Below are 26,450 nucleotides of genomic sequence, written 5' to 3'. Positions count from 1 at the left end.
ATATATCAATTAATACTAAAATTTCAGCGGTTTTAATTTGTGTCATTTCCGCTGGGATTTATTCTGGGCGGGCGCTTGAGACTATCTGTCTCTGGCGCGCTGGAGCAGATAGAAGAAAGCCCCAAATGATCTTTCAATCAATTTGAGGCCCATCTTTATGCTTGACAACATAAGATTAGCCTCTTACACGCCGAAAGGCAAGGAGACGCTAACCATGAAACAGCAAAATCGGAGGTAGTATACGTTTATTCCCATGAGATGCAAGATTCCGAAAATATTTATTACGGTCACGTAATACCTTCAAATTAAATTAGCGGCTAATAAAGAAAATGAAAAAATGTTGAGAGTGGAATATATAGATAAGATTGTTTTTGAATACATTTAATTAATTGCATTGATTAAATAGAAACCCTATTTGTATATATTATAATCATAATAGCAACTCCCATGCCGCATCTCCGGTATATCTGAAAGCTCACATCAAATAGTATTTATGATGAACCTTTTGTGCTTTTATTTTGTATCAAAAAGTACAAATCAGCACAATTAATCAAACTAATAATGTATATATAAAACAAAGAATTAAAAATATATTTTCATATGCGATGAACATAAGTCGTTGTGTTTGGGTGAAATTTAACCTATTTAAGGTATATCCTCTTAAAACAAATGGTTGAAGTGATAAGGGTTATCATTACCATTATGTGGTAAGGAGAATGCTCCGATAACAGCGGCAAAAAATTGCTAAAGAAAAATATGAGGTCAACGATGACAAATAGTGTTGAAACCTTCTCTCTGAATGAAACCGCATGGCAAGGAATCACGATCACAGAGAGAGCCGCAGCACAGATCCTAAAATTGATGCAGCAGAACCCACAAAGTAAAGGGTTATATCTGGGGGTTAAGCAGTCAGGATGTGCCGGCTTTGGCTACGTGTTTGAGATGGTTAACGATCCTGCGCCTGATGATTTACTGTATGAAAATGAAGGGGCATGTCTATATGTTCCCCTGAAAGCTATGCCATTTATCGATGGAACTGAAGTTGATTTTGTTCGTGAAGGTTTAAATCAGATATTTAAATTCAATAATCCAAAAGCTCAACATGCCTGTGGGTGTGGTGAAAGCTTTGGTATATAAGTGTACCAATATATGTCTCAGAGCAATGTAGAAATCAGCGATGATGTGCAGACCTGGCTCAGCGATCATCGTTATAAAGAGGGTTTTTTCACTCAGGTCGCGACTGATGAGTTGGCTAAGGGGTTGAGTGAAGACGTTGTGCGGGCAATTTCCGCAAAACGTAATGAGCCTGAATGGATGCTGGCGTTTCGGCTGGAGGCTTATCGCCATTGGCTGGGAATGGAAGAGCCGCACTGGTTGAAGGCGAATTACCCTAATCTCGATTACCAGGACTATAGCTATTATTCAGCACCTTCATGCGGTGCCTGTGATGATAGTTGTAGTTCGCAATCCGGTGCTATGCAGGCAACGGGTGCAGAGCAAACGAATAATTATTTGACGGTAGAGATTGAAGAGGCATTTGATAAGTTGGGCGTTCCTGTGCGGGAAGGTGAAGCTGTCGCAGTAGATGCTATTTTTGATTCAGTTTCTGTCTCAACAACCTATCGGGATAAATTAGCGAAAGAAGGCATTATTTTTTGTTCATTCAGCGAGGCAATACAGGAATACCCTGAATTAGTCCGTCAATATCTCGGCAGTGTGGTTGCAAGTCACGACAATTTCTTTGCCGCGTTGAATGCCGCGGTTGCTTCTGATGGTACTTTTGTTTACGTGCCAAAAGGGATTCGGTGCCCGATGGAACTCTCCACCTATTTTCGTATCAACGCGGCGAAAACCGGTCAATTTGAGCGCACCATTCTGGTTGCTGATGAGGGCAGTTATGTCAGCTATATAGAGGGATGCTCTGCACCTGTACGTGACAGCTATCAACTGCACGCTGCTGTTGTGGAAGTGATTATCCATAAAGATGCCGAAGTAAAATACTCTACTGTACAGAACTGGTTTTCAGGCGGTGACAGTGAGGGGGGAATTCTTAACTTTGTGACTAAAAGAGCATTGTGTGAAGGTGAAAATGCCAAAATGTCCTGGACGCAATCAGAAACGGGTTCAGCAATTACCTGGAAATATCCAAGTGTGATCCTGAAAGGGGATAACTCGATTGGCGAATTTTTCTCTGTCGCCCTTACTAATGGTACTCAACAGGCAGATACCGGCACCAAGATGATCCATATTGGGCGTAACACCAAATCGACCATTATTTCAAAGGGTATTTCTGCTGGCCGTAGCCAGAACAGTTATCGTGGGTTGGTGAAAATATTGCCGGGAGCGGAAAACGCCCGTAATTATACTCAATGTGACTCCATGCTGATTGGTACTGAATGTGGCGCGCATACATTTCCCTACGTAGAAGTACAGAACAATACTGCGCAACTGGAGCATGAGGCGACAACTTCCCGCATTGGTGAAGATCAATTGTTCTATTGTTTGCAACGCGGCATTAGTGAGGATGATGCGATTTCAATGATCGTTAATGGTTTCTGTAAGGATGTGTTCTCTGAACTTCCCCTTGAATTTGCCGTTGAAGCGCAGAAATTACTGGCAATTAGCCTTGAACATAGTGTTGGGTGAATTCTCCCTGTTTCCCTTTTTTATGACAGAACGTTAAGCCGTTCGAAGGCATGTAATATGTTAAGTGTTAAAAATTTACGAGTCAGTGTGGAAGGTAATGAAATCCTGAAAGGATTAAATCTTGAAGTTAAACCGGGTGAAGTTCATGCCATTATGGGACCGAATGGCTCCGGTAAAAGTACATTATCGGCAACGTTAGCTGGCCGTGAAGAGTATGAAATTGATGATGGTGAAATCATCTTTAAAGGAAAAGATTTACTGGAATTTGAACCGGAAGAGCGGGCTGGTGAGGGGATTTTCCTGGCTTTTCAATATCCGGTGGAAATTCCGGGTGTCAGTAATCAATTCTTCCTGCAAACGGCAGTGAACGCTGTCCGTGAATATCGTCATCAGGAGCCGCTGGATCGCTTTGATTTTGCCGATTTTATCGAAGAAAAAATAGAACTGCTGAATATGCCGCAAGACTTGCTGACACGTTCAGTCAATGTCGGTTTTTCCGGTGGTGAGAAAAAACGTAACGATATTCTGCAAATGGCCGCGCTGGAGCCGACACTCTGTATTTTAGATGAAACAGATTCAGGTCTGGATATTGATGCACTGAAAATTGTTGCTAATGGTGTGAATTCCCTGCGTGATCCAAACCGCTCATTCATTATTGTGACTCACTACCAACGTATTTTGGATTACGTGAAACCTGATTTTGTCCATGTGCTGTATCAGGGACGGATCATTAAATCCGGTGATTTCAATCTGGCGAAAAAATTGGAGGAGCAAGGCTATGGCTGGCTTATTGACCAACAGTGAAAAAGCTGAAAAGACGCGTCAGGTTGCAGAGCGTAATCAGCAAGCCTTAGCGCGTTTCGCTGATTTGTATCATTGCCGCCATGGTGATGATTCATCTCATGCCAGTCTGCATTGGCAGCAAGTGACTAAAACCCGGTTTCCTCAATTCAGACATGAAGATTGGCGCTATACTCCGCTGGAACAACTGTTAAGCCAGCAATACAGTGGCAAAACCTGGGAATTGACCGTAGCACAATGCGAACAACTGGCGATTCCGATGGATTGCTGGCGTATCGTTATGGTGGATGGTTGTTTTTCTCCTTTACTGAGTTCCTGTGAATTTGGGCCGTATCAGTTGAGTTTACTGGATAACAAAAGTGGGCTTCCGGCGTCGATCCAGAGCGAGATTTTTCTGCATTTGACAGAAAGCCTTGCTCAACAGCCTTTGGTCATGACATTAAAAGCCGGGCAAGTTGCGGAAAAACCCCTTTATCTGCTGAATATAACCAGTGGTTATTGTAATGAAGCATTAAATACCAGCCATTACCGCTATCACATTACTGTGGGAGCGAATGCAGGCGCCAGAGTGATTGAACATTTCGTCAGTACTGATGAGCAGCAACCCCATATGACAGGAAGCCGATTGACCGCAGACGTGGGGGATAACGCCAGCTTAATCCATATAAAACTGGGCGTTGAGAATAGTGAGAGCTACCACTTTGCACATAACGATATTGTGGTTGGTCGTGATGCCCGGGTGAAGAGCACCAGTTTTCTGTTAGGTGCCGGGCTTGGTCGACACAATACCAGCGTTCAACTTAATGGCGAAGGGGCGAATCTGTCGTTGAACAGCTTGTTGTTGCCGCAAGGAAAAGAGGTCGCTGATACCCGTACTTATCTGGAACATAATAAAGGCCATTGTGAAAGCCGCCAGTTGCATAAAACAATTGTGATGGATCAGAGTAAAGCGGTATTTAACGGCATGATCAAGGTGGCACCTCATGCACTGAAAACCGATGGGCAGATGACCAATAACAACTTGTTATTAGGTAAACAGGCAGAAGTGGATACCAAACCTCAACTGGAAATTTACGCTGATGATGTGAAATGCAGCCATGGTGCGACTGTTGGCCGGATAGATGAAGAACAACTGTTCTATCTGCAATCACGTGGTATCAGCCGGTGTGATGCGCAACATATGATTATATTTGCTTTTGCTGCCGAACTTACTGAATCTATTGAAGATGAAGCCCTGAAAACTGTTGTCATGAAGCACATTAAACAGCGTTTAGCGGGAGTGGAAAAATGACCTTCTCTGTAAAAAGGGTGCGACAGGATTTCCCGGTACTCACTCAGCAGGTCAATGGGTATCCACTGGTTTATCTTGATAGTGCCGCCAGTGCTCAGAAGCCGGTTTCGGTTATAGAACGGGAAAGTGAATTCTGTTTACACCAGTATGCGGCGGTTCACCGGGGAATTCATACTCTCAGTTCTGCGGCTACTCGTATGGTTGAAAATGTACGCCACCAGATGGCGCAATTCATCCATGCTCAAAGTGATGAAGAGATTGTTTTCGTCAAAGGTACGACGGAAGGGATTAATCTGGTAGCTAACAGTTATGGCCGCAAATTTATCAATAGTGGCGATAATATTGTGATTACTGAAATGGAACATCACGCCAATATTGTTCCGTGGTATATGCTGGCGGAACAAATTGGGTGTGAAATCAGAGTATGGTCACTGAATGAAACCGGTGAGCTGGATCAATCGGTTTTAACATCCCTGATTGATTCACGTACTAAATTACTTTCTTTTACTCACCTGTCTAATGTGCTTGGCACCGTGAACCCTGTACGTGAAATTATACAACAGGCAAGAAGAGTGGCTGAAGAGTGGGGTGGTCAGTTACATATTCTGGTTGATGGTGCTCAGGCCATTATGCACAAGAAAGTTGATGTGCAGGATCTGGGGTGCGATTTCTATGTTTTTTCCAGCCATAAATTATACGGACCAACAGGAATTGGCGTGCTTTATGGGCGTAAATCCCTTCTGGAAGCCATGCCACCTTGGGAAGGTGGCGGAGCAATGATCAAACACGTCAGCCTGCAAAAAGGGATAACCTATGCGGGATCACCATGGCGGTTTGAAGCGGGGACGCCGAATATAGCGGGAATTATTGGCCTTGGCGCTGCGGTTGATTATGTCACTTCACTGGGGCTGGATGAAATTCAGCAACATGAACAGGCGCTGATGGATTATGCGATGACTCGGCTGAAAGAGGTCAGGTCACTGAAATTATATGGTCCTGAGCAACGTCAGGGGGTTATTGCGTTCAACCTTGGCCGTCATCATGCTTATGATGTGGGAAGTTTCCTTGATCAGTATGGCATCGCGATTCGTACCGGGCATCATTGCGCACTTCCGCTGATGGAGCATTATCATGTTCCCAGTATGTGCAGGGCGTCACTGGCGATTTATACTACGCAAGAAGAGATTGATGCTCTTGTTGCTGCATTGCAGCGGATAGAAAAACTGCTTGGTTGAGACGGTTACAGATCGAAAGGGTGATAAAGGAAAAAGTCATGGCAAGTTTGCCCGACCAAAATAGATTGTTACGTAATTTTTCCCGCTGCCAAAATTGGGAAGAAAAATATCTCTATATGATTGAACTGGGGGCGAGGTTGTCCCCATTGACTGACGAACAACGTCAACCTGAGCATTTAATCGCCGGTTGTCAGAGTCAGGTGTGGATTTTGCTGAGGAAGAATGACCAAAGCAAAGTGGAATTTGTTGGAGACAGTGATGCCGCTATTGTGAAAGGGCTGGTTGCGATGGTTTTTATTCTTTTTCAGGATAAGACGCCTCAGGAGATTCTGGGTTTGGATGTGGCTGAATATTTTGCAAAACTTTCTCTGGAGCAACATTTAACACCATCACGGACACAGGGGCTACATGCGATGATATATGCCATCCGCAATACGGCAAGTAAAATGGTTTAAGTGGCAGTCTTACGCGTTTCTTTCGCGGCTGATAATATACACGGCCGCGACAGGTGAATAAGGCTACAACCATTCGCGCTTAATTTATCCGATAACATTCAGAAGTCATTCCAGGAAGCAAGCATGAAACGAGTTTTAACGTTTATCGGCATGTTATTGTTAAGTGCGCTGACTAATACCGTCAGCGCTACAGAATATACCTTGCCCCCTGCCAATAGTCGTTTAATTGGCGAAAATACGACATTTGTTGTGCCAGATGACGGACGTTCTCTGGAGGCCATTGCCGCCGAATATCAAATTGGATTACTGGCAATGCTGGAAGCTAACCCCGGTATCGATCCTTATTTGCCTGCTCCAGGTTCTGAACTGATTATTCCATCCCAAATGTTGTTGCCTGATACACCGAGGCAGGGGATTGTGATTAACCTTGCGGAGCTTAGACTCTACTATTTTCCGAAAGGAAAAAACAAAGTCATCGTTTATCCCATTGGCATTGGACAGCTTGGTCGTAATACACCGGTGATGACAACATCGGTAAGCCAGCTGATTAAAGATCCAACCTGGACACCGACTAAGAATATCCGTAAGCATTATGCTGAACGGGGGATTATCTTACCTGCGGTTGTTCCTGCTGGCCCGGAAAACCCAATGGGAGCATTTGCTTTGCGTTTAGCCGCTGGACGCGGGGAATACTTGATTCATGGTACTAATGCTGATTTTGGCATCGGTATGCGGGTGAGTTCGGGTTGTATCCGTCTGCGTCCTGATGATATTGAAGCTGTGTTTAACACGGTTTCCCGTGGAACCAGAGTACAGATTATCAATGAAGCCGTTAAGTATTCTGTTGAGCCAGATGGTCAGCGTTATATTGAAGTCCATCAGCCGTTGTCTAAAAAAGAGGATGATGATCCACAAACATTACAAATTATCCGATCAGCTGGTTTGAACAAGTTCATTGATGATAACAAGACAGATAAAAATATTGTTGAACAAGCGATTGTACGCCGCTCTGGTATACCGGTGCGGGTAAGTGAGAATACACAGCCTGAAATACAACAGGATATACCAGAAGAAAATAGAGTACCGATGGAAGACGATGCTAAAAATGCAGAACAAGAAGTCAATGAGGTTGTGTCTGAATCGTTTAAATTACCACCATTATATCAGCCTGGGCCAATCTATCGGGAAAATTAATATTTTATTGCGGACAAGGAGGTCTGCAAATATTTGTCTAACAGAATTTCATGGTAAAAAAACGGCGCACAGATAGACTGTGCGCCATTTTTGTACTTTATTACAAAAAATTATTTTTTGTAGGAACGAACTTGGTTATCCAGACGCTGATTTGCACGAGCTGCATCGTCTTTAGCGGCTTGAATATCAGTACGCACTGCATTCACGTCATTGCTCAGTTGATCAACTTTTGCATTCAGAGTTTGAACGTCAGAAGACAGTTGGTCAACCTTAGCAGTGCTTGAACAACCAGCCAACAGAGTAGAAGCCAGAACTACTGCACCCAGTACAATTTTAGTACGATTCATTATAATACCCTCTAGATTTAAGTTAATCTCCAAGTAGCCATATAAGTATTACACAAAGTTTTTTAGAAAGAGAATAAATTTTTGTCATGAAAACCAATTATTTCAAATTTTCTCTTTAGTAGGCGGGTAATTTTCATCTGAATGTAAAGAAACAAAACGATTGAGTAACATTTTAATCAAAGAAATCCTATTCCATAAGGGGATGATATTCTCCGAAATAATTTTAGTTAAAAATTCTTATAAATAAAAAACACCACATCGAAGCCATCTTGTGTCTATTGAGTCATAGGGACGTGTCTTACATGGAGACATTCCGCATACATAAATTTAGGGTTTCGCTTAAAACAAATTTGTTAACTGAATCTTATTGTAGATAAGCATCTTGACAATACTCAGGTTGAATTCTAGGCTCAGATTCAAACTGGTAAGAGGAGTATTCTATGCTAATTGATCAATCCAACGAGTATTTTAACATCACCGTTGACAACGGGGTCGCTCATTTACAACTCAGTCGTCCCGAAAAGGCAAACAGCTTGGCACTGGAGTTCTGGAGACTATTTCCTGAGGCAATAGAGCAACTCAGTCGCTCAGGAGAGGTACGGGCAATGGTTATCTCTGCGCAAGGCAGCGCATTCTGTGGTGGGCTTGACTTGCAAATTTTCGCCTCCAGCAAAGAAACCCATACGACTAATCCTAATGAGCGGGAAGCTATGCAGTTTAGCTTATTACAAATGCAGGAAGCGATAAATGTATTGGAACGTGCCCGCTTCCCGGTCATTGCCGCAGTACAAGGAGTATGTCTTGGTGCAGGCTTTGACTTAATTGCTGCATGTGATTTTTGTTTTGCTTCTGAAAATGCGAAGTTTCGTATAGAGGAAACCAATATTGGTATGATGGCGGACTTAGGTATTCTTCAACGTCTGCAACATCTGATCCCTGGCGGTGTGGCACGCTATCTTGCACTCACAGGGGATACGTTACATGCCGCTCAGGCTCATGATTTAGGACTTGTGGTAAAGCTCTTCCCTTCTGCGGAGACATTGATCGAGGGGGCTTTAGCGACTGCCCGACGTATAGCGGATCGGCCTCCGGTTGCTATTCACGGGGTTAAACGGGCCATGCTTTACAGTCGTGATCATGGTGTTTACGAATCATTGCAACAAACAGCATTGTTGCAAGCTTCGATTTTTAGCCAGCAGGATATCTTGTGCTCGATTCAAGCAAAAGCAGCTGGAGCAACAAGTGAGTTCCAGAACTTAAACGAAGTAGGTAAAGCGTTCGATGAGCGATGATTAAGACAGAGATGCCGATAATATGTAAAGTGGGCTTTCCGCAAATGACGTAATGCCGGGAAACATCATCGTGGTTTAGGGTTAAGCCATTTTCTGATCAGTAAATAGAAAATGGCGTCATTACCACATAGGTTCGAATGAATAGGGCAGTATGGCTGAATGGATAGAAATATGGTGGAGACAACGATGCTAAGGTTGATGACCACATATTAGTTTTGTTTTAAAAGATAAATAACCACATCAACTAATAAAGTTTTTCCTTATTCAGTTTTCACCGATTGAACTATTTTGACTATTAAGCATAGAATAAATAACCGGGATTTTTATGTATTTGATTGCAGACTTGAAAATGACCTTAGCTGTGATGAATATAATGAAATTAACTTAATAATAACATAAATTTAACGTTTTCATTTGGAATTGATTATCCTAATTATATAAGAATAAGCGAGCTTTTTCATTTTATGTAAATATTATGTAATTTATCTTCTTGTATCAGCGTTTATATTTATTTGGTATTTAACATATTGTGCTATTTGATAAAAATAGTTGATTTTTATATGCACCTATTAGGAGAGTCGGATTATTCAGTAACAGTCCATCCTATTAATGAATCGACTCATTGATGGAACGGGAATAGCCCGATTAATTATTTATATCCCGGTTAACATCCGGTCAGGAAATACCTGATCTGATTTGTTGTTTTCCTGATTTATTCTGGCTGACCCCTGAATTCTTATTCGGTTTTCATACACTGAACCTTAAGCATTAAGTCTCTCGAAAATACCCTCCAACCCAATAATAGCGCCCAATATCGGCTATACGAAAGGTCATACACCTAAATAATGTCCTGAAACACCGCAAAAGCGGCGGTGTTTCAGAAATAAATCTACATATCAAATTAAAGAACGTGGACAGATGATGTATTGGTTGTACCACTTGGCACCAGAGCACCAGAGCACCAGATACCATAACCACGATTTCTCCTTTCTTCGCTAGCCCACTGACCAGCGCTACTTCTTTACCGATGCGGTAGAAATCGTCGGTAGAGGCGATTTCTTTAACGATTTGAGTAGAAACTCCTTTAACTAATAGCAATTGGCGTGCAGTCACTTCGTTGGTGGTTAATGCCAGAATAGGTGCGCCAGGGAAGTACTTACGGATAGATTTAGCAGACTTACCGCCATAGGTCGCGACTACAATCAAAGGCGCTTCCAGTTTTTCGGCTGTTTCAACGGCGCCACGGCATATTGCTTCGGTCACGCGCAATTTACGGCAATTGACAGCTTCAATGCGGCTTGGCATGACACGATCTGTGCGCTCACAAATCGTTGCCATGATAGTCACCGCTTCTACCGGATATTTGCCTTTTGCACTTTCACCGGAAAGCATAACTGCGTCAGTACCATCCAAAATGGCGTTAGCTACGTCACCGGCTTCAGCACGGGTAGGGCGTGGGTTTTTGATCATGGAATCGAGCATTTGAGTTGCAGTGATAACAACTTTGCGGGCCATGTTACATTTTTGAATCATCATCTTCTGAGCGAAGATAACTTCTTCTACCGGGATTTCAACACCGAGATCACCGCGGGCAACCATGATCCCATCAGAAGCTTCCAGGATCTCATCAAAGTTGTTCAGACCTTCCTGATTTTCAATCTTAGAGATGATTTGAATATTTTCACCACCGTGCGCTTTCAAATGTTCGCGGATTTCCAGAACGTCAGAGCGTTTACGGATGAAAGAAGCGGCGACGAAATCAACACCTTGCTGGCAGCCAAAGACCAAATCTTGTTTATCTTTTTCTGCCAAGGCAGGCAAGCTGATAGATATACCTGGCAGGTTAACACCTTTATTTTCACCCAAATCACCGTTGTTCAAAACCTGACAAATGACTTCTGAGTGAGTGACTTCTTTAACTTTCATGCCGATCAGGCCATCATCAACCAGAACGGTGTTACCTGGAGCCAGATCCGCAGGGAAACCGCTGTAAGTGACAGCAACGCGGTCTTTATTACCGATAACGGTGGTGTCGGTGGTAAAAGTGAAAGTCTGACCCGCAGTCAGGGAGACATCATTGCCGCTTTCCAGCTTCATGGTACGAATTTCAGGGCCTTTAGTATCCAGCAGAATAGCTGCCTGTTGACCTGTCTTAGTTATAACTGAACGGATATTTTGAATACGCTGGCCGTGCTCTTCATAGTCTCCGTGCGAAAAGTTGAGGCGCATAACATTCATGCCTGCATCCAACAGCTCGGTCAGTTTTTCTTCGGATTCTGTTTTTGGTCCGATAGTACAAACAATTTTGGTTTTTTTCATGGCAACTTATCTACAGGTTTTAATGGATAAAATAGTGAACCGCTAACTTTATGGTTTGCGCAGATACCATAGGGTGCTGAATGTTGCGCAACTTCATTGAGGGCAAGCGACGGGGATTTTTTGTGTGAAATCAGTCATATGTAATTATGTGAGCTTATACAGACTATCAGTCTGTAATTTTTTAGCGTTCAGCAAATTAATTTGCTGAAACCATTCAACTATAAATTGGGCCGTATTATAGAGATTTATTTCTGTGAAATGAATCAAAAAATGATTATATGAATTAATTATAACGTTAGGACGAAGAAATAACGCAAATAACGGCAGGGTGTTGTAATTTGTTGCGTAATTTTCTTGTGAACGGTCAACTGACTACTTCAGAACAGAAAATAATTCTAGAGATTTGGTGCGTCCGAGTGGACTCGAACCACCGACCCCCACCATGTCAAGGTGGTGCTCTAACCAACTGAGCTACGGACGCACTAAAAAGAGAGCGCTATCAATCAAGCAATCTGGTGCGTCCGAGTGGACTCGAACCACCGACCCCCACCATGTCAAGGTGGTGCTCTAACCAACTGAGCTACGGACGCAATCTAAATTGCATTGGTGACAACGGGGACGAATATTAGCGGCGAGTGAGCCTTCTGGCAAGGGGAATAATACAAATTGTTGTTCAACTGTTCGTATTTGCATCTGCTACAGCGAATTTGTCGTTTATTCCACCAGTTAAATATTTGTCCCCGGTTTTAGGGAAAGCAAATCAGTGGCTTGAGCGTCGCAGAATGACCTCATCTGATTGTTTTTGTGCCCACAAAATACGGCAGGATATCATCACTGCTGATGCGGTCAGGCCAATAATAAAGCCAATCCAAAATCCTTGTGGCCCCATAGCGGGTACAACATAGTCGGTTAATCCCAGAATGTAACCACTTGGCAGCCCCAGAATCCAGTAGGCGATGAAAGTGATATAGAAGATAGAACGCGTATCTTTATAGCCACGTAAAACACCGGAACCCACCACCTGTATGGCATCAGAGAGTTGGTAAAAAGCGGCAAACAGCATCAGATTGGACGCCATGATGATAACGTCAGGGTTGTCGTTATACATCAAGGCAATTGGCTTTCGCAAAATGACAGTAAAGGCTGCGGTTAAGCAGGCAAACATCAAACCGACGGCAAGACCGGCATAAGCTGATATCCGGGCATTTTCGGTAGATTTTTTCCCCAGGTTGTAGCCAATGCGGATAGTGGTTGCCGCGGCTAAAGATATTGGGAACATAAACATCAATGAACTGAAATTCAGTGCAATCTGGTGCCCGGCAACCGCGGTAATGCCTAAAGGGGTGACCAATAATGCCACTATCGCAAACAGCGTAATTTCAAAAAACACGGCCATAGCAATAGGCAAACCAAGGGCCGAAATGCGTTTCAAGGTATGCCATTCAGGTGCCGCAAAACGATGTTTAGGGCGGATATCCTTTTGTGATGATGAATGTTTTACATACCAGCGCATTGACAGGAACATGGCCCAGTAAACACTGGCAGTGGCGACACCGCAGCCAACACCACCCAGAGCGGGAGCACCGAATTTACCGTAAATGAGTACGTAGTTAATCGGAATGTTAAGTAGTAATCCTAAAAAACCAATGATCATTCCTGGTTTGGTTTTCGATAAACCTTCACATTGATTACGGAGTACCTGATAAAACAGATAGCCCGGTGCACCCCACATTATTGCGTGGATAAATCCAACCGCTTTTTCTGCCAAAAGCGGGTCTATATTGTGTTGCCTGTCAATAAGAAATTTGCTGTTGTATAAAATAACAATAATGATGATTGAGAGGAAAGTCGCTAACCAGAATCCTTGCTGAGTTTGATTGGCAATCAGGTTCCTGCGACCAGAACCGTTCATTTGCGCAATAATGGGTGTCAAAGCTAATAGTAAGCCGTAACCGAATAAAATCACTGGCAGCCAGATAGAGGTACCAACAGCAACCGCGGACATTTCTGTTGCACTAACGCTACCCGCCATAACGGTATCCACAACCCCCATTGCAGTTTGTGAGAATTGGGCAATAATGACGGGGATCCCCAGAGCGAGAAGACTACGCGCTTCTTTTAAATACTTCTGCACGTATTACACCTTTTTTAAAAGTAAAAGAATATTAAGAAAAACTCCTGCATATAAGAAACGATTTTTGAAAAAGCAACCGTTTACTAACCGGGGTATTGTATCTGTTTAATACTATATTAGCCAACAATAATGCTGAGTTTATATTTAAATGCTCAGGTGGTATTTATCAGTGACAACTTGATATAAACTCACTAATAATTTTACATGGTCATCACGAGGTTCTTCTATGTTCACGGGTATCGTTCAGGGAAAAGCACCATTAGTTGCTATTGATGAGAAAAATAATTTTCGGACTCATATCGTTAAATTCCCGGCTGAATTATTGCGAGGTATTGAAACAGGCGCATCGGTTGCTAATAACGGTTGTTGTCTGACGGTAACCAAAATAGAAGGCGATGAGGTCAGTTTCGATTTAATGAAAGAGACGCTGCGCTTGACCAATCTTGGCGATTTACAGGTAGGGGATTATGTGAACCTGGAGCGGGCTGCTAAATTTGGTGATGAAATTGGTGGGCATTTGATGTCCGGTCATATCATCACTGTTGCTGAGATCGCTAAAATTTTCACTTCAGAAAATAATCATCAAATATGGTTCAGGATCCACGATAAGCAATTGATGAAATATATCCTGCATAAAGGATTTATCGGCATTGATGGGATTAGCCTGACGATTGGTGATGTTGTGAATAATCGTTTTTGTGTCCACCTTATCCCTGAAACACTGGAGCGTACAACATTAGGTAAAAAACGTCTTGGTCATAAAGTGAATATTGAGATTGACTCACAGACTCAGGCGCTTGTCGATACAGTGGAACGCGTTCTTGCTCAGAAAGAACGGGAACGCGTTATCTCTCAGCAGTCAGCCACTGTTATTGGCGAATAATCAATAAATTAAGAAGCGACAGGAAGGCTTAGCTTGTCGCTTCCGAACAAAATTAGCCTGTATTCCAACAAGGCTCGTTGAGCCTATTAGTGATCATTTTGTGATTTGCATCTCAGTATTATGTGTATTATGTTACTTAATATAGTTTCTATTGTTATTATTGTGTTAATGCGCTTTTTCGTAAAGTGCAGGTTAACCTTACCATTATATTCTTAGAGACTATTTTAATGGAAAACGCGATTGAATTAGATGAATGGCTTGAAGAACCTACACATGATGATGCTGTTGAAATGATGAATGCACAAGCTATTGTACCCTTTGGTACAGCACTTTGGCCTTAATGATTTCTATAATAAAGCCCTTAGCGGTTCTCTATAATTGAAGTAAGGGGGTTTCCCCTTACTTAAAAGTAAATAGGATTGCCCTCATGGATAAAAGTTTTGAAAATATGTATCGCTGTGTATCATATCATCCCGCAATTTTGGATAAGGTAAAAAAGGGTGAATATATAAAAATATTGATTGGATCTGATACTGAGCATAGCGATATTGCACAAAAGATGCATGGATATGAAAAGAATTTTAATGTAAAATCCGATTTCGCTTCTTTAGAAGAAACATCAGCAGACGATATAAAACAAAAAATATCCGATTGTGATTTATTTATCTTTCTTTACGCATCATCAACATTAAAGAATGTATCTCCACAAGGGCCAGAATATTTAATCAAAATAAGAAAATTTATTACTGAATCGTGGAAGAAATCAGTACTGTTTAAAGATTATGGTCCTCATTTTATTGAGGCATTCAGTGAACCACAAACATCAATAACAGAAAGGAACAAAAAGCTGATTGAACTATCAAGTCAATCACAGAAGATTCAATATACAGATAATCAAGGAAACTCAATTATAGGTTATTTGGAGAAAGACCATAAGTGGACATCCATTGATGGTAATGGAAATCTTGATGTTATTCCTGGGGAAATTGCGAGCCATATAAAGAATCTTAACGGTAGTGTTAGTTTTAGTGGCACTTTTTTGAGTACTGCGCCATTTGCCATAAAATATGGGGTTGTCAATGATATGATGACGATAAATATAAAAGAGGGTGAAATCATTGGGTTTGATTGTGACAATGCAGAATTTAATAGAGACTTTAATTTATATCTAAACCATAATCACGGAAATCGTATCGTTGAAGAATTTGGTATTGGCACCAACACGGGAGTGAAAGCGCTTTACGGCAGAAATGCAGGTTTTGAAGAACGCCATCCTGGTTTACATCTTGGCTTGGGAGGCGGTGTAAAGGGAAGCCATCATTTAGATTTGATATTTTCTGGTGGAAAAATAGCATTTGATCAAACGACCTTTTTTGATAATGGCTATGTTGGTTATTTTCGTTAGTGAAAAATACATCTATACCCTATAGATTTCAAGATGCCTCGCGACGGCAAGGGAGCGAATCCCCGGGAGCATAGCAAACTATGTGACCGGGGTGAGCGAGTGCAGCCAACAAAGAGGCAACTTGAACGATAACGGGTATATAAGCTACAGTGGGTTCCCACTGTAGCTTTGGGTTAATTACCGGGCTACTCGTAATCCGCCTTCAATACCTTTTGGGCTGAACATGATTTGCCATAATTGAATATCGCGCGCACGAAATGCACCTGCACTGGCATTCAGGTAATAGCTAAACATACGTTTAAATGTTGGGCTATAGTTATCTTGTATTTCCGGCCAACAGGCAATAAATTTTTCATGCCAGGCCATCAGTGTGCGATCATAATCTGCACCAAAATTATGCCAATCTTCCATAACAAAACGGTTTTTGCTGGTGTGTGCTATTTGCTCTATAGAAGGCAAGCAGCCGTTAGGAAAAATATACTTGCTGATCCACGGGTCAGCGCTGGCTTTACTTTTGAGGGAGCCGCTGGTATGCAGCAGGAATAAACCCTCAGGTTTCAGGTTTCTTTGAACAACGTCGAAGTAGGTTGAATAATTCTTCGGTCCGACGTGTTCAAACATACCAACAGAAACAATCCTATCAAATTGCTTATGTAAATCCCGATAATCTTTCAGAATAATGTTTACGTCCAGATTTGCACATTGTTCCTGGGCATATTTCTGTTGTTCAGCGGAAATGGTTACACCCGTTACGGAAACACCATAGTTTTTCGCAGCATAAAGCGATAGCCCTCCCCAACCACACCCAATATCCAGCAAGGTCATACCTGGAGAAAGTGCTAATTTCTCGCAGATGAGCTTCAATTTATCAAGTTGAGCCTGTTCTAATGTTTCTGCTTGTTTCCAGTATCCGCAGGAATATTGCATATAAGGGTCAAGCATACGGGTAAAAAGATCATTGCCTAAATCATAATGTTTATGACCGACAATCCATGACCGTTTTGGCGTTTGTAAATTACGTAAGCGGGTTATTGCGATTTTCAGTGTATCTTTGAAATTATTGGGCATTTTATTTTCTAATCCAGCACGGAAAACGCGATAAAAGAAAATATCTAATCGCTCACAATCCCACCAGCCATCCATATAGCTTTCACCTAATCCCATTGAGCCCTGTTGTAAAACTCTTTTATAGAAATCAGGGTTTTTTACCTGGATATCATAGGGATTGTGACCATTAATCTGAATCCCTGCTTCTTGTAGCATTTCATTAGCAATTCGCTGCCAGGAATTAGTGACGTTTTTTTGGTTTTCAATGTGCGATGAACTCATATACTCTCCAAGGTTAGGGTGGTGGAATATTGAGGGGCTCGTTTTAGCTAACAAAGCAGAATGCGAGGGAGCAAAATGCAAAAAATAGCAAAGAATTAAAGCGAGAAACCCTAAAAATTACTAATCCAAAGCTTAATGGGGGTTATCATTGCCCCTGAAAACTTCAAATTCAGGTTATATTTAGAATAAGGAACTTGTATGAGTATAAAAGCAGAAAATTGTTTCATCAATTAATAAATAAAGACTGTAATTAATTGATAATTAACAGCCTTTATTGAAGTAACGATTTGATTAATATCAGGAATGTTTTTCAACAGCTTGAATATAGCGATCAGATTTTTTTTTCCACTGTATAAAATATCCTAGTGCCATCAGAATAACGGTAGAAGCCATGACAGTGGTTGTCGATATAAGTGGATTGTTGACAAATGCTGAAACAACCAGGCTGGCAATAAAACAGAGCCCCAATTGGAGGGTGTTTTGCAATGCGGCGGCTTTTCCACTGTCTTGTGGGTAAACGGATAAAGCATTAGCGACTGCAATGGGATATGAAGCACCATTCATAGCGGCCATAAAACAGAAAGGAATCAGAATAGTCAATATGGTTGGTTCGCTGAATTTTGCGATTAAATACAGCACAATCATGCTGACAGCATAGCCAACCAACAAATAAGGGAAAACAATTTCACTTCTTATTTTGTTCAAGATACTGCGGCATCCATAACCACCGGCCATAAAGGCTAATGTTTGTGGCACGTAACTTAGGCCGATGTTATTTGGGCCATATCCCATCTTGCCAAGAATAAAAGGTGAACCTGTTAGCCAAGCGAAAAAACCAGCGCTACATGATGCAAATATCAGGACGTTGCCACTGAACACCGGCGATTTTAGTAACGTAAAGAAAGATACATGGTTTTTCTGCGTTTCAGTTTCACTGTTTTTTTTGCGGTTTTCTTGCAGAAATAGCGTAAGCAACAGCAGTAATAATGTAATTGCCAGTAATACCAGGAAAATGATGCGCCAGCTGCCATGTTGTAACAGCCAGGCTCCCATCAAAGGCGCCAGGGCAGGGGAAAGTGCGACCAGTGGCATGATCGTGGCAAAAACGCGTTTGGTATGGTTGGCGTCATAACGATCAATAACTAATGCTTGCCATGAAACCGCGGCTGAACAAACACCTATGGCTTGGATAAAACGCAAAACTAAAAGTTGCGTGGCGTCTGTTATCCAAAGCATACCCAGACAGCCAACAGAAAACATTAATAACCCGGTGATGATAATCGGTTTTCTTCCAAAGCGATCTGAAAGAGGCCCCCATAAAAGCTGAGCAAAGGCAAAGCCTGCAAGAAAGATGCTCAGGCTAGCACTGATTGCTCCCGCCGATGTGCCCAATTCTTGTTGCATAGGGCCGAATGCCGGTAGATACATATCAATAGCCAGGTAACCCAGCATACTCAAGCCTGCAAGGTAGAACATGAACTGACTTGAGTTTTTCATTTGATTATTCTCTTTGGATGTCATGATTGAAATAATTTGCTGTGTAGGTAGATAAGAATATTTATACATATTCTATATGCCGTGATTTTTACTTGTGAAACGGTAATATTTGGATAATGCTATGAAAAAAATTGAAAGGTAAAATTATGTGGTCAGAATATTCACTTGAAGTTGTGGATGCTGTTGCCAGAACGGGAAGTTTTAGTGCCGCTGCATCAGAACTCCACCGCGTCCCTTCTGCAATCAGTTATACCGTAAGACAATTGGAAGAGTGGCTTGCCGTCCCGTTGTTTGAACGTCGTCATCGGGATGTGGAATTAACTGAGTCAGGCACTATTTTTATCAAAGAGGCTCGCGCTGTTATCAAAAAAATGATTGACACTCGTCATCAGTGCCAGCAGGTTGCAAATGGCTGGAGAGGGCAATTCAGTATTGCTATTGACCGGGTTGTTAAACCAGAACGCAGTCGTCAGCTTATCCTTGATTTTTATCATCATTTTCCTGATATAGAGCTGTTTATTCATCAGGAAGTATTCAATGGTGTATGGGACGCGCTGGTGGATGGTCGGGTTGATGTTGCAATTGGTGCCACCCGGGTAGCGCCGGTAGGGGAAAGGTACAGTTTCCGGGATATGGGATTTATGCCCTGGTTGTGTGTCGTCAGCATCGGTCATGCTTTGACTCAGTTGAACGGTCCATTGTCTGATGATCAAATGCGACCTTATCCTAGCTTGTGCCTTGAGGATACATCCCGCAATTTACCAAAGCGTGATACCTGGACTCTGGATAATCAGCGCAGGTTGGTGGTTCCTGATTGGGAATCTGGTCTGGCTTGTCTGAACAAGGGCTTATGTGTGGGGATGGTGCCTAAGCACAGGGCAATGCCGCTGATCCGGCAGAAGAAACTGGAAGCATTGGGATTAGAGCAGCCTTTGCCTGATAGCCCATGCTGTTTGACATGGGTGCAAAATAGCCATTCTCCGGCATTAAGTTGGCTTCTGGACTATCTTGGCGATAGTGAAACACTTAATGCTGAATGGCTTCAGGATGAATAGGGAAAATTAACGGCGATAGTCGATAAATGGGCCATCTGCGACAGAACGCCGTTCAACCAAACGTGGATGTACTTCGATAGTTTGTGCATCTTCACGTTTACTGACTATTCTGTCCAGTAACATAGAAAATGCCATTTGCCCCAGGCGTTCTTTTGGCTGATGAATCGTTGTCAATGCCGGAGAGAAATAACGGGCGTTGCGTATATTATCGTAACCGATCACAGAAATATCTTGTGGGACGCGTAATCCTAATTCATCAGCAGCACAAATAGCCCCCATTGCCATAACATCGCCACCACAGAAAACCGCAGTCGGGCGCTGTTTTTGATTCAGAATTTGATGCATAGCTTTGTAGCCCGATTCTGGTTCAAAATCCCCCTGAACAATCCACTCTTCTCTGATTGGAATGCTGGCTTCTTTTAATGCTTTCAAGAATCCCTGATGACGGCCACCACCGGTATTTCGTGCCAGGGGACCAGGGATTGCACCAATATCACGATGACCACGCTCAATAAGATAACGACCAGCCAGATAACCACCGTGGAATGCGTTATCAATAATGGTATCAGTGAAATCACTTCTGGCTTGCCCCCAATCCATGACGACCATGGGAATATTGCGATAATCTTCTAACATTCCCAACAACTGTTCCGGGTACTCTGAGCACATCACCAGCAACCCATCCACCCGTTTTTGTGCCAGCATGGACAGATAGGCTTTCTGTTTATCAATGTTATTGTGTGAGTTACACAAAATCAGCGTATAGCCTTTGCTATAACAACTATTTTCAACAGATTCAATGACTTCAGCAAAATAGGGGGCTTCGCTGGACGTTGCCAGTAATCCGATCGATTTTGTATGGTTAACTTTCAGACTGCGGGCAACGGCACTGGGTGAATAATTCAGTTCTTTGATAGCAGCCCAAACGGCAGCCTTAGTATCTTCGGCGACGAAACGGGTTTTATTAATAACATGGGATACGGTAGTGGTTGAAACGCTAGCGTGTTTAGCCACATCTTTGATCGTTGCCATGAGATGAAAGACTCCTGACCTTTTGGTCTAAATTTAAAGCACTTTGTTAATCGTTTGCCAGTATCTTTATACATTAGGGTGTCTGCTGGCAATAAGTTAGCGATAAATCCTGAATTTTGTCTGATCTGGCTCAAAAGTGAAAGCAATAATCAATGTTATAAAATACAGGGTAATCGCTATTTTATGTTTTTTCCTTAATGTTAAGGATAATTAACCATGTTAACTGAATGGTATTTGTGGTTATAGACTTCTATTCTGAGGGGGATCGATGAATACCGATTTGAAGCTTGGCTTATTTACTGCGGTGAGCACGTTGGTGATGATTGCCATTTTTGCCGCTGTTTGCGTGATCTTTGCCTGATGTTTTGAATTGATTAGGTGATGTAAAAATTGGGTTTTTATATTGAAAGGAAAGAGGGCAGGCAGCTTCAATGGCTTATCTGCCCTTTGAATATAACAGTCAAAAAGAGACCATCTGTTCAAGGATAAGAAAATATCAGGATGCATATTGGTGAAAGAAAATGGTATTCTCCGCCAATATTGTGACGATGTTGGTTATCAACATACTGTTGGTTTAAAGGAAATAAAAATGACGACTATTGATAAGATTGAGCGCCAAATTAAAGAGAACCCGATTCTACTGTATATGAAAGGCTCTCCTAAATTACCAAATTGTGGATTTTCTGCACAGGCTGTTCAGGCTTTATCTGCATGTGGTGAACGTTTTGCTTATGTAGATATTTTACAAAATCCAGATATTCGTGCAGAATTACCAAAATATGCTAACTGGCCGACTTTTCCTCAGCTTTGGGTCGAGGGTGAGTTGGTCGGTGGATGCGATATTATCATTGAGATGTATCAGCGTGGTGAGTTACAAACATTAATTAAAGAAACCGCTGATAAATATCGTGTTCAGGACGAAAACGCGACAGAATAATTTTTAAATTAGCGACAGGCTATTATGCTATCTCCCCATATGCTGATATATGGGGGTTTTGTTATTGCTTAAATTTTAATTTGATTGTATTAATCTTATAGTTAGCTATAAGTTTATCCGATTTTTTCTTCTTCTGTTGTCGCTAAGGGCCAGCCACCAAGTTGTTTCCAGCGATTAACCATTTCACAGAATAATTTAGCGGTACGTTCAGTATCATATAAGGCGCTGTGAGCCTGATTATTGTCGAATGGGATCCCGGCTGTAGCGCAGGCTTTTGCTAAAATCGTTTGTCCTAATACCAGACCGCCTAAAGCAGCTGTATCAAAAGTCGCAAATGGATGAAATGGATTCCGTTTCAGTCTGGCGCGTTCTGCGGCAGCCATAACAAAGCTATGATCAAAGTTAGCATTGTGCGCAACGATAATGGCCCGGCTGCAATGATTGTTTTTTATTCCTTTACGAACCATTTTAAAAATAGCGTGCAAAGCTTCATACTCGCTCACTGCTCCACGTAGCGGATTTGATGGATCGATGCCGGTAAACTCCAGGGCTGCTGGTTCAAGATTTGCTCCCTCAAATGGCTCAATATGGAAATGAAGTGATTCGCTGGGCGCCAGCCAACCTTGATCATCCATCTCCAGTGTGATAGCGGCAATTTCAAGTAACGCGTCTGTTTTGGCACTAAAGCCGCCAGTTTCAACATCAATAACGACAGGGTAATAACCTCGAAAACGCCCACTAAGGACGTTTAGCTCTTTTTTGTCAGACATCAGATTGAGTTACCCAGGGCGTTGCTGGCATTTGTGTTTTCAATAAGTTCAATTTTGTAACCATCCGGATCTTCAACGAAAGCAATAATGGTTGTTCCACCTTTTACCGGGCCGACTTCACGGGTAATGTTACCACCTGCTTTGCGAATAGATTCGCAAGTGGCTGCGACATCATCGACACCCAATGCAATATGACCAAAGGCATCTCCCATTGCATAATGGTCAACTCCCCAGTTATAAGTTAACTCGATCACCGCCCCTTCGCTTTCATCTGTGTAGCCAACGAAGGCGAGTGAGTACTTATATTCTGTATTTTCACTGACGCGCAGTAGGCGCATTCCGAATACTTCAGTATAAAAATCAATGGAGCGTTGCAGATCACCAACGCGGATCATGGTATGGAGTAAGCGCATAATTACCTCTCATTTAATGGTTTTACCAGTATTTTTGTGCGGTCTGCCGTACAAAAACCACTAACTATAACGTGTCTTACGGTTACAGTTCAATTTATCCATAATTATAATTTATTCTCATCTGGGTTTATAATTAAATATAGTATATGAATTGTATAGGAAAGGGGATGTGATGGTCGAGCAACTGGAGTTCTTTGCTATTCCCAGCCCTTGTCGAGGAATCTGTCAGGCTAATGAGCGGGGTTTTTGTTTGGGATGTTATCGCAGCCGGGAAGAAAGGTTTAATTGGATGAAAATGTCAGACGGGCAAAAGCGTGAAGTATTGAGATTGTGCCGGCAAAGATATTTACGTACAGTGAGAGCACAAAATCAGACAGATGAAGAACTCCCTGAGCAGCCATCACTATTTTAATTAGAAAATTTTGAGGTTATTAGAGTTAACAATTCAATGATTTACTTATATAGGGTTATATTTTTGGCGAAGTTATAAATGTTCTACTATAATTTACGGTGTTTTGTTTGTTATTTTTTTATTTATTGCTTAGCGTGAAGGCTAACGGTTTTTATTTTGAGTGTTTTTATAACTTTATGTTTTAAATGGAATTTTTAGTTTGATTGTGTGACAAATGTAAAATAAAAACAACATTAATGTAAAAATAGATAGCTTAGCATTTAGATGACAGCTATCCTTATAGTACTTGGAATAAAGTATTGAATGATATTTATTGGTTTCTATTTGTTTGTATTCATAGTTCTGATAGTTTTTGTGTTAAAAATATTGTATGTTAATTGTTTTGTTCTGAATTGAATTTAAGTTTAGTTGTTCTTGGTTATAGTTACCTGAATTAGTTAGTTACTAAGAGTTTACTGTGATTGCACAGAAGTTATATATACTTTTTTAAGGCTAATTAGCCTGATTTAGAAAAATTTGGCTGTTATGTTTAGTAGGCTAGTTATTTAAGGAGGGACAATTGGAATCTACATTGGGATCAGATCTGGCACGGTTAGTCCGTATTTGGCGTGCTTTAATTGATTATCGTTTAAAGCCGTTGGAATTAACTCAGACTCATTGGGTAACGCTATACAATATTAGCCGGCTACCCCAGGAGCAATCTCAGATACAGTTGGCGAAAGCTATCGGTATTGAACAACCATCTTTAGTCAGAACATTAGATCAGCTTGAGGAAAAAAGACTTATCACTCGGCATACTTGTGCCAATGATCGTCGTGCAAAAAGAATCAAGCTGACTGAAGACTCTGCATCAGTTATTAGGGAGTTAGATGGTGTTATTGCATCGACAAGAAATGAGATTCTGGATGGTATTTCACGCGAGGAACTTGCTTTTCTTTCCACTTTAGTGCAGAAACTAGAGCAAAATATTATCCAATTACAGAGTAGATAGTAATTACGATATCCATGAAATGCTAACCGGATGAAAGAAGACCGCGACTTACAAAGATGAAGTCACGGTTTTCTTATCTATATTTTATTGTCGAGGTGAAACCGTCAGATTATTGCCCTGGCCTGCGATTCTGACACGTTGGCCTTTACTGAAGACTGTTTTGCCTTGTTTTTGAACAACAATGATGCTTTCACCACTGTCACGACGAATTTCCAATTCTACACCTTTAGTTGTGTTGAGTGCCCCCTGAATGTTTTGGCCTGCAACGCCACCGGCAACTGCACCCGCAGCAGTCGCCAATGTGTTGCCGCTGCCACCACCAATAGTATTACCAACCAGGCCACCCAGAACTGCGCCACCGATAGCACCTAATACATTCTCATTGCTGCCTGCTTGAATATTGACAGGACGAACGGAAACAATCGTACCGTAAGAGACTGTCTGGACTTGTTTAGCTTGTCCGGCAGTATAGGTATCACCAGAAAGGGAATCGGTGTTGACACAGCCTGATAATGATGCGACTGCAACCGCGCTAACTAAAAAATGCTTAAACATAATAACTCCTGATTTTAATGCCTGACTGCGGAAATCTGATAGCTTATGGGCAACCAAGCTACAACCGGCATTGGCAACAAGTAATAAAAAATTTATTCGGATAGAATAGTCGGTACATTAGCAATCTAGTGCTAAACATATATTAAACGTCAATAGAGATTTTTAAAAGAAATAGCTATTAATGAAAAATTCCACATTTTTGTGAAGTTGTTTCCAAAACTTAGGTTTTATTCCTTTGTTTTCCTATTAACCATATACAGCTAAAACCACTGCGCTTTATAGTTATTGGCGTGGTTTCTGATTTTATCAAGACAGATTCTAAGCAGGAAGGCAAATTAATGGTTATGAAGTCAGGTCGTTATATTGGTGTTATGTCGGGTACAAGTCTGGATGGGGTTGATGTGGTGCTTGCAGCAATCAGCGATAAAGTTGTTGCTCAACAAGCCAGTTATTCACATCCATTTCCATATGAACTGAAGCAAAAAATTCTCGCAGTTTGTCAGGGGCAACAAACGACATTATCTGCGATAGGCCGGTTAGATTATGAACTGGGTTCTTTATTCGCTGAAGCCGTACAAGGTTTACTGGTTAAAACAGGGTTAACTTCAAATGAGATTATTGCTGTAGGGTGTCATGGGCAGACCGTTTGGCATGAGCCGGACAGTCATACGCCTTTCACTATGCAGCTTGGCGATAATAACCGTATCGCGGCTTTAACCGGGATGACCACTGTTGGTGATTTTCGCCGGCGGGATATGGCATATGGTGGGCAGGGTGCGCCATTGGTTCCGGCTTTTCATTTCGCTGTGTTAGGTCATCCAACAGAACGCAGGATAATTCTCAATATCGGTGGTATTGCTAACATAACGACGCTGTTACCTGGATCGTTAGTTAAAGGGTATGACACCGGTCCGGGTAATATGCTGATGGATAGCTGGGTATGGCGTCATCAGAAAAAACCTTATGATAAAGATGGTCAATGGGCACGAGAGGGTGCCGTCAATAACAGCTTACTCAGACAAATGCTCTCTGATCACTATTTTTCGCGGCCAGCCCCTAAAAGCACCGGCCGGGAGTATTTCAATATGAGTTGGTTGGAAGCAAAATTGGTTAACTTTCCTGATATATTACCCGTTGATGTTCAGGCCACACTGGCCGAGCTGACAGCGGTATCTGTGTCACAGCAAATCATGTTGAGTGGTGGGTGCGAACGTCTGCTGGTTTGTGGTGGTGGCGCGCGTAATCCACAAATAATGAGTCGACTTTCTGCATTATTGCCGGGGACAGAAGTGTGTCCGACAGATAAATATGGTCTTAGTGGTGATGATATGGAAGCACTGGCATTTGCCTGGTTAGCATTCCGTACCATGTCAGGAGCTTCAGGGAATTTACCTTCTGTTACCGGCGCCAGCAGTGAAACTATTTTAGGTGCAATTTATCCTGTTACTAATGAATAA

Annotated in this window: 23 protein-coding genes, 2 tRNA genes and 1 pseudogene; 15 read left to right on the top strand and 11 right to left on the bottom strand. The window is 42.0% G+C overall.

The window, feature by feature from the left end:
* Positions 1–768 precede the first annotated feature (768 nt).
* The 7 genes from sufA to ACGF63_RS02335 all read left to right on the top strand — a co-directional run bounded on the left by sufA (position 769) and on the right by ACGF63_RS02335 (position 7,622).
* Positions 769–1,137: a Fe-S cluster assembly scaffold SufA gene (sufA, locus tag ACGF63_RS02365; RefSeq protein ID WP_036849488.1), complete on the top strand. Its 369-nt coding sequence runs from the start codon at positions 769–771 to the stop codon at positions 1,135–1,137.
* A 12-nt stretch (positions 1,138–1,149) separates the two neighbouring features.
* Positions 1,150–2,646 carry a Fe-S cluster assembly protein SufB gene (sufB, locus tag ACGF63_RS02360; RefSeq protein WP_036849489.1) on the top strand — a complete coding sequence of 499 codons (1,497 nt, stop codon included), beginning with the start codon at positions 1,150–1,152 and terminating at the stop codon, positions 2,644–2,646.
* Between the two features lie 57 nt (positions 2,647–2,703).
* Positions 2,704–3,450, top strand: a complete 747-nt coding sequence (sufC, locus tag ACGF63_RS02355) for a Fe-S cluster assembly ATPase SufC (protein WP_036849490.1) — start codon at positions 2,704–2,706, stop codon at positions 3,448–3,450.
* A complete protein-coding gene (gene sufD / locus ACGF63_RS02350) occupies positions 3,425–4,738 on the top strand; it encodes a Fe-S cluster assembly protein SufD (protein WP_036849491.1) in 1,314 nt (437 codons plus the stop codon). The genes sufC and sufD overlap by 26 nt, the downstream gene beginning before the upstream one ends.
* On the top strand, positions 4,735–5,973 hold the full coding sequence (gene sufS / locus ACGF63_RS02345) for a cysteine desulfurase SufS (protein WP_036849492.1): 1,239 nt from the start codon (positions 4,735–4,737) through the stop codon (positions 5,971–5,973). The genes sufD and sufS overlap by 4 nt, the downstream gene beginning before the upstream one ends.
* Positions 5,974–6,011: 38 nt before the next feature.
* Positions 6,012–6,428 carry a cysteine desulfuration protein SufE gene (sufE, locus tag ACGF63_RS02340; protein ID WP_387628580.1) on the top strand — a complete coding sequence of 139 codons (417 nt, stop codon included), beginning with the start codon at positions 6,012–6,014 and terminating at the stop codon, positions 6,426–6,428.
* 123 nt (positions 6,429–6,551) lie between these two features.
* Positions 6,552–7,622, top strand: coding sequence for a L,D-transpeptidase family protein (locus ACGF63_RS02335; protein ID WP_152961860.1), 1,071 nt, complete (start codon positions 6,552–6,554; stop codon positions 7,620–7,622).
* A 110-nt stretch (positions 7,623–7,732) separates the two neighbouring features.
* On the opposite strand, the gene ACGF63_RS02330 is transcribed toward ACGF63_RS02335, so the two are convergent.
* Entirely contained in the window at positions 7,733–7,969 is a 237-nt protein-coding gene (locus ACGF63_RS02330) for a major outer membrane lipoprotein (protein ID WP_036849495.1), read from the bottom strand.
* Positions 7,970–8,409: 440 nt separating this feature from the next.
* On the opposite strand from ACGF63_RS02330, the gene ACGF63_RS02325 reads away from it, so the two are divergent.
* Positions 8,410–9,261, top strand: coding sequence for an enoyl-CoA hydratase-related protein (locus ACGF63_RS02325; protein WP_152961862.1), 852 nt, complete (start codon positions 8,410–8,412; stop codon positions 9,259–9,261).
* 901 nt (positions 9,262–10,162) lie between these two features.
* On the opposite strand, the pseudogene pykF reads toward ACGF63_RS02325, so the two are convergent.
* The 4 genes and pseudogenes from pykF to ACGF63_RS02305 form a co-directional block, all read right to left on the bottom strand.
* Positions 10,163–11,580, bottom strand: a pseudogene (gene pykF, locus ACGF63_RS02320) (pyruvate kinase PykF).
* 404 nt (positions 11,581–11,984) lie between these two features.
* A tRNA-Val gene (locus tag ACGF63_RS02315) sits at positions 11,985–12,061 on the bottom strand.
* 32 nt (positions 12,062–12,093) lie between these two features.
* Positions 12,094–12,170, bottom strand: a tRNA-Val gene (locus tag ACGF63_RS02310).
* Between the two features lie 170 nt (positions 12,171–12,340).
* Positions 12,341–13,714 carry an MATE family efflux transporter gene (locus ACGF63_RS02305; protein ID WP_162524071.1) on the bottom strand — a complete coding sequence of 458 codons (1,374 nt, stop codon included), beginning with the start codon at positions 13,712–13,714 and terminating at the stop codon, positions 12,341–12,343.
* A gap of 226 nt (positions 13,715–13,940) precedes the next feature.
* Between ACGF63_RS02305 and ACGF63_RS02300 the strand changes: the two genes are divergently transcribed.
* Together ACGF63_RS02300 and ACGF63_RS02295 are read left to right on the top strand one after the other, a co-directional pair.
* Positions 13,941–14,597, top strand: a complete 657-nt coding sequence (locus ACGF63_RS02300; RefSeq protein WP_132351635.1) for a riboflavin synthase subunit alpha — start codon at positions 13,941–13,943, stop codon at positions 14,595–14,597.
* Positions 14,598–15,024: 427 nt separating this feature from the next.
* Complete coding sequence (locus tag ACGF63_RS02295) at positions 15,025–16,002, top strand: leucyl aminopeptidase (RefSeq protein ID WP_387628575.1); 978 nt, start codon at positions 15,025–15,027, stop codon at positions 16,000–16,002.
* Positions 16,003–16,179: 177 nt separating this feature from the next.
* Here the strand turns inward: ACGF63_RS02295 and cfa are convergent, their stop codons facing one another.
* Together cfa and punC are read right to left on the bottom strand one after the other, a co-directional pair.
* Positions 16,180–17,331, bottom strand: a complete 1,152-nt coding sequence (gene cfa, locus ACGF63_RS02290) for a cyclopropane fatty acyl phospholipid synthase (RefSeq protein WP_387628572.1) — start codon at positions 17,329–17,331, stop codon at positions 16,180–16,182.
* A gap of 297 nt (positions 17,332–17,628) precedes the next feature.
* On the bottom strand, positions 17,629–18,828 hold the full coding sequence (gene punC, locus ACGF63_RS02285) for a purine nucleoside transporter PunC (RefSeq protein WP_387628569.1): 1,200 nt from the start codon (positions 18,826–18,828) through the stop codon (positions 17,629–17,631).
* A gap of 146 nt (positions 18,829–18,974) precedes the next feature.
* Here punC and punR point away from each other — a divergent pair, with 146 nt between their 5' ends.
* Positions 18,975–19,883 (top strand): DNA-binding transcriptional activator PunR, encoded by a 909-nt coding sequence (gene punR, locus ACGF63_RS02280; RefSeq protein WP_036849503.1) that lies wholly within the window; start codon positions 18,975–18,977, stop codon positions 19,881–19,883.
* Positions 19,884–19,889: 6 nt separating this feature from the next.
* Here punR and purR read toward each other — a convergent pair whose 3' ends face one another.
* The gene (gene purR, locus ACGF63_RS02275) at positions 19,890–20,915 is read right to left on the bottom strand and encodes an HTH-type transcriptional repressor PurR (protein ID WP_132351625.1); all 1,026 of its coding nucleotides are present in this window, start codon (positions 20,913–20,915) and stop codon (positions 19,890–19,892) included.
* A gap of 589 nt (positions 20,916–21,504) precedes the next feature.
* On the opposite strand from purR, the gene ACGF63_RS02270 reads away from it, so the two are divergent.
* Positions 21,505–21,852, top strand: a complete 348-nt coding sequence (locus ACGF63_RS02270) for a Grx4 family monothiol glutaredoxin (RefSeq protein ID WP_036849618.1) — start codon at positions 21,505–21,507, stop codon at positions 21,850–21,852.
* Between the two features lie 113 nt (positions 21,853–21,965).
* Here ACGF63_RS02270 and rnt read toward each other — a convergent pair whose 3' ends face one another.
* Both rnt and gloA read right to left on the bottom strand, forming a co-directional pair.
* Complete coding sequence (rnt, locus tag ACGF63_RS02265; RefSeq protein WP_152961872.1) at positions 21,966–22,622, bottom strand: ribonuclease T; 657 nt, start codon at positions 22,620–22,622, stop codon at positions 21,966–21,968.
* Complete coding sequence (gene gloA, locus ACGF63_RS02260) at positions 22,622–23,035, bottom strand: lactoylglutathione lyase (RefSeq protein WP_036849506.1); 414 nt, start codon at positions 23,033–23,035, stop codon at positions 22,622–22,624. The genes rnt and gloA overlap by 1 nt, the downstream gene beginning before the upstream one ends.
* A gap of 172 nt (positions 23,036–23,207) precedes the next feature.
* Here gloA and ACGF63_RS02255 point away from each other — a divergent pair, with 172 nt between their 5' ends.
* Positions 23,208–23,447: a DUF1289 domain-containing protein gene (locus ACGF63_RS02255; RefSeq protein WP_036849507.1), complete on the top strand. Its 240-nt coding sequence runs from the start codon at positions 23,208–23,210 to the stop codon at positions 23,445–23,447.
* Positions 23,448–24,006: 559 nt separating this feature from the next.
* Entirely contained in the window at positions 24,007–24,438 is a 432-nt protein-coding gene (gene slyA / locus ACGF63_RS02250) for a transcriptional regulator SlyA (protein WP_036849508.1), read from the top strand.
* A gap of 84 nt (positions 24,439–24,522) precedes the next feature.
* Here the strand turns inward: slyA and ACGF63_RS02245 are convergent, their stop codons facing one another.
* Positions 24,523–24,993: a glycine zipper 2TM domain-containing protein gene (locus tag ACGF63_RS02245; protein ID WP_023045584.1), complete on the bottom strand. Its 471-nt coding sequence runs from the start codon at positions 24,991–24,993 to the stop codon at positions 24,523–24,525.
* Positions 24,994–25,337: 344 nt separating this feature from the next.
* Between ACGF63_RS02245 and anmK the strand changes: the two genes are divergently transcribed.
* Positions 25,338–26,450 carry an anhydro-N-acetylmuramic acid kinase gene (gene anmK / locus ACGF63_RS02240; protein WP_387628596.1) on the top strand — a complete coding sequence of 371 codons (1,113 nt, stop codon included), beginning with the start codon at positions 25,338–25,340 and terminating at the stop codon, positions 26,448–26,450.

The organism is Photorhabdus sp. RM322S (assembly GCF_042879395.1).
In the GTDB taxonomy this organism is placed as follows: Bacteria; Pseudomonadota; Gammaproteobacteria; order Enterobacterales; family Enterobacteriaceae; genus Photorhabdus; species Photorhabdus khanii.
This window is presented reverse-complemented; position numbering and strand designations above follow the sequence as displayed.

What these genes read in the sequence shown, in the direction of transcription:
- ACGF63_RS02255 (WP_036849507.1), top strand. Translation starts at nt 23,208, where the DNA reads ATGGTCGAGCAACTGGAGTTCTTTGCTATTCCCAGCCCTTGTCGAGGA.
- ACGF63_RS02270 (WP_036849618.1), top strand. Translation starts at nt 21,505, where the DNA reads ATGACGACTATTGATAAGATTGAGCGCCAAATTAAAGAGAACCCGATT.
- sufD (WP_036849491.1), top strand. Translation starts at nt 3,425, where the DNA reads ATGGCTGGCTTATTGACCAACAGTGAAAAAGCTGAAAAGACGCGTCAG.
- ACGF63_RS02245 (WP_023045584.1), bottom strand. Translation starts at nt 24,993, where the DNA reads ATGTTTAAGCATTTTTTAGTTAGCGCGGTTGCAGTCGCATCATTATCA.
- sufA (WP_036849488.1), top strand. Translation starts at nt 769, where the DNA reads ATGACAAATAGTGTTGAAACCTTCTCTCTGAATGAAACCGCATGGCAA.
- ACGF63_RS02330 (WP_036849495.1), bottom strand. Translation starts at nt 7,969, where the DNA reads ATGAATCGTACTAAAATTGTACTGGGTGCAGTAGTTCTGGCTTCTACT.
- ACGF63_RS02335 (WP_152961860.1), top strand. Translation starts at nt 6,552, where the DNA reads ATGAAACGAGTTTTAACGTTTATCGGCATGTTATTGTTAAGTGCGCTG.
- sufS (WP_036849492.1), top strand. Translation starts at nt 4,735, where the DNA reads ATGACCTTCTCTGTAAAAAGGGTGCGACAGGATTTCCCGGTACTCACT.
- punR (WP_036849503.1), top strand. Translation starts at nt 18,975, where the DNA reads ATGTGGTCAGAATATTCACTTGAAGTTGTGGATGCTGTTGCCAGAACG.
- ACGF63_RS02325 (WP_152961862.1), top strand. Translation starts at nt 8,410, where the DNA reads ATGCTAATTGATCAATCCAACGAGTATTTTAACATCACCGTTGACAAC.
- sufE (WP_387628580.1), top strand. Translation starts at nt 6,012, where the DNA reads ATGGCAAGTTTGCCCGACCAAAATAGATTGTTACGTAATTTTTCCCGC.
- punC (WP_387628569.1), bottom strand. Translation starts at nt 18,828, where the DNA reads ATGAAAAACTCAAGTCAGTTCATGTTCTACCTTGCAGGCTTGAGTATG.
- sufC (WP_036849490.1), top strand. Translation starts at nt 2,704, where the DNA reads ATGTTAAGTGTTAAAAATTTACGAGTCAGTGTGGAAGGTAATGAAATC.
- ACGF63_RS02300 (WP_132351635.1), top strand. Translation starts at nt 13,941, where the DNA reads ATGTTCACGGGTATCGTTCAGGGAAAAGCACCATTAGTTGCTATTGAT.
- gloA (WP_036849506.1), bottom strand. Translation starts at nt 23,035, where the DNA reads ATGCGCTTACTCCATACCATGATCCGCGTTGGTGATCTGCAACGCTCC.
- anmK (WP_387628596.1), top strand. Translation starts at nt 25,338, where the DNA reads ATGAAGTCAGGTCGTTATATTGGTGTTATGTCGGGTACAAGTCTGGAT.
- rnt (WP_152961872.1), bottom strand. Translation starts at nt 22,622, where the DNA reads ATGTCTGACAAAAAAGAGCTAAACGTCCTTAGTGGGCGTTTTCGAGGT.
- purR (WP_132351625.1), bottom strand. Translation starts at nt 20,915, where the DNA reads ATGGCAACGATCAAAGATGTGGCTAAACACGCTAGCGTTTCAACCACT.
- ACGF63_RS02295 (WP_387628575.1), top strand. Translation starts at nt 15,025, where the DNA reads ATGGATAAAAGTTTTGAAAATATGTATCGCTGTGTATCATATCATCCC.
- sufB (WP_036849489.1), top strand. Translation starts at nt 1,150, where the DNA reads ATGTCTCAGAGCAATGTAGAAATCAGCGATGATGTGCAGACCTGGCTC.
- cfa (WP_387628572.1), bottom strand. Translation starts at nt 17,331, where the DNA reads ATGAGTTCATCGCACATTGAAAACCAAAAAAACGTCACTAATTCCTGG.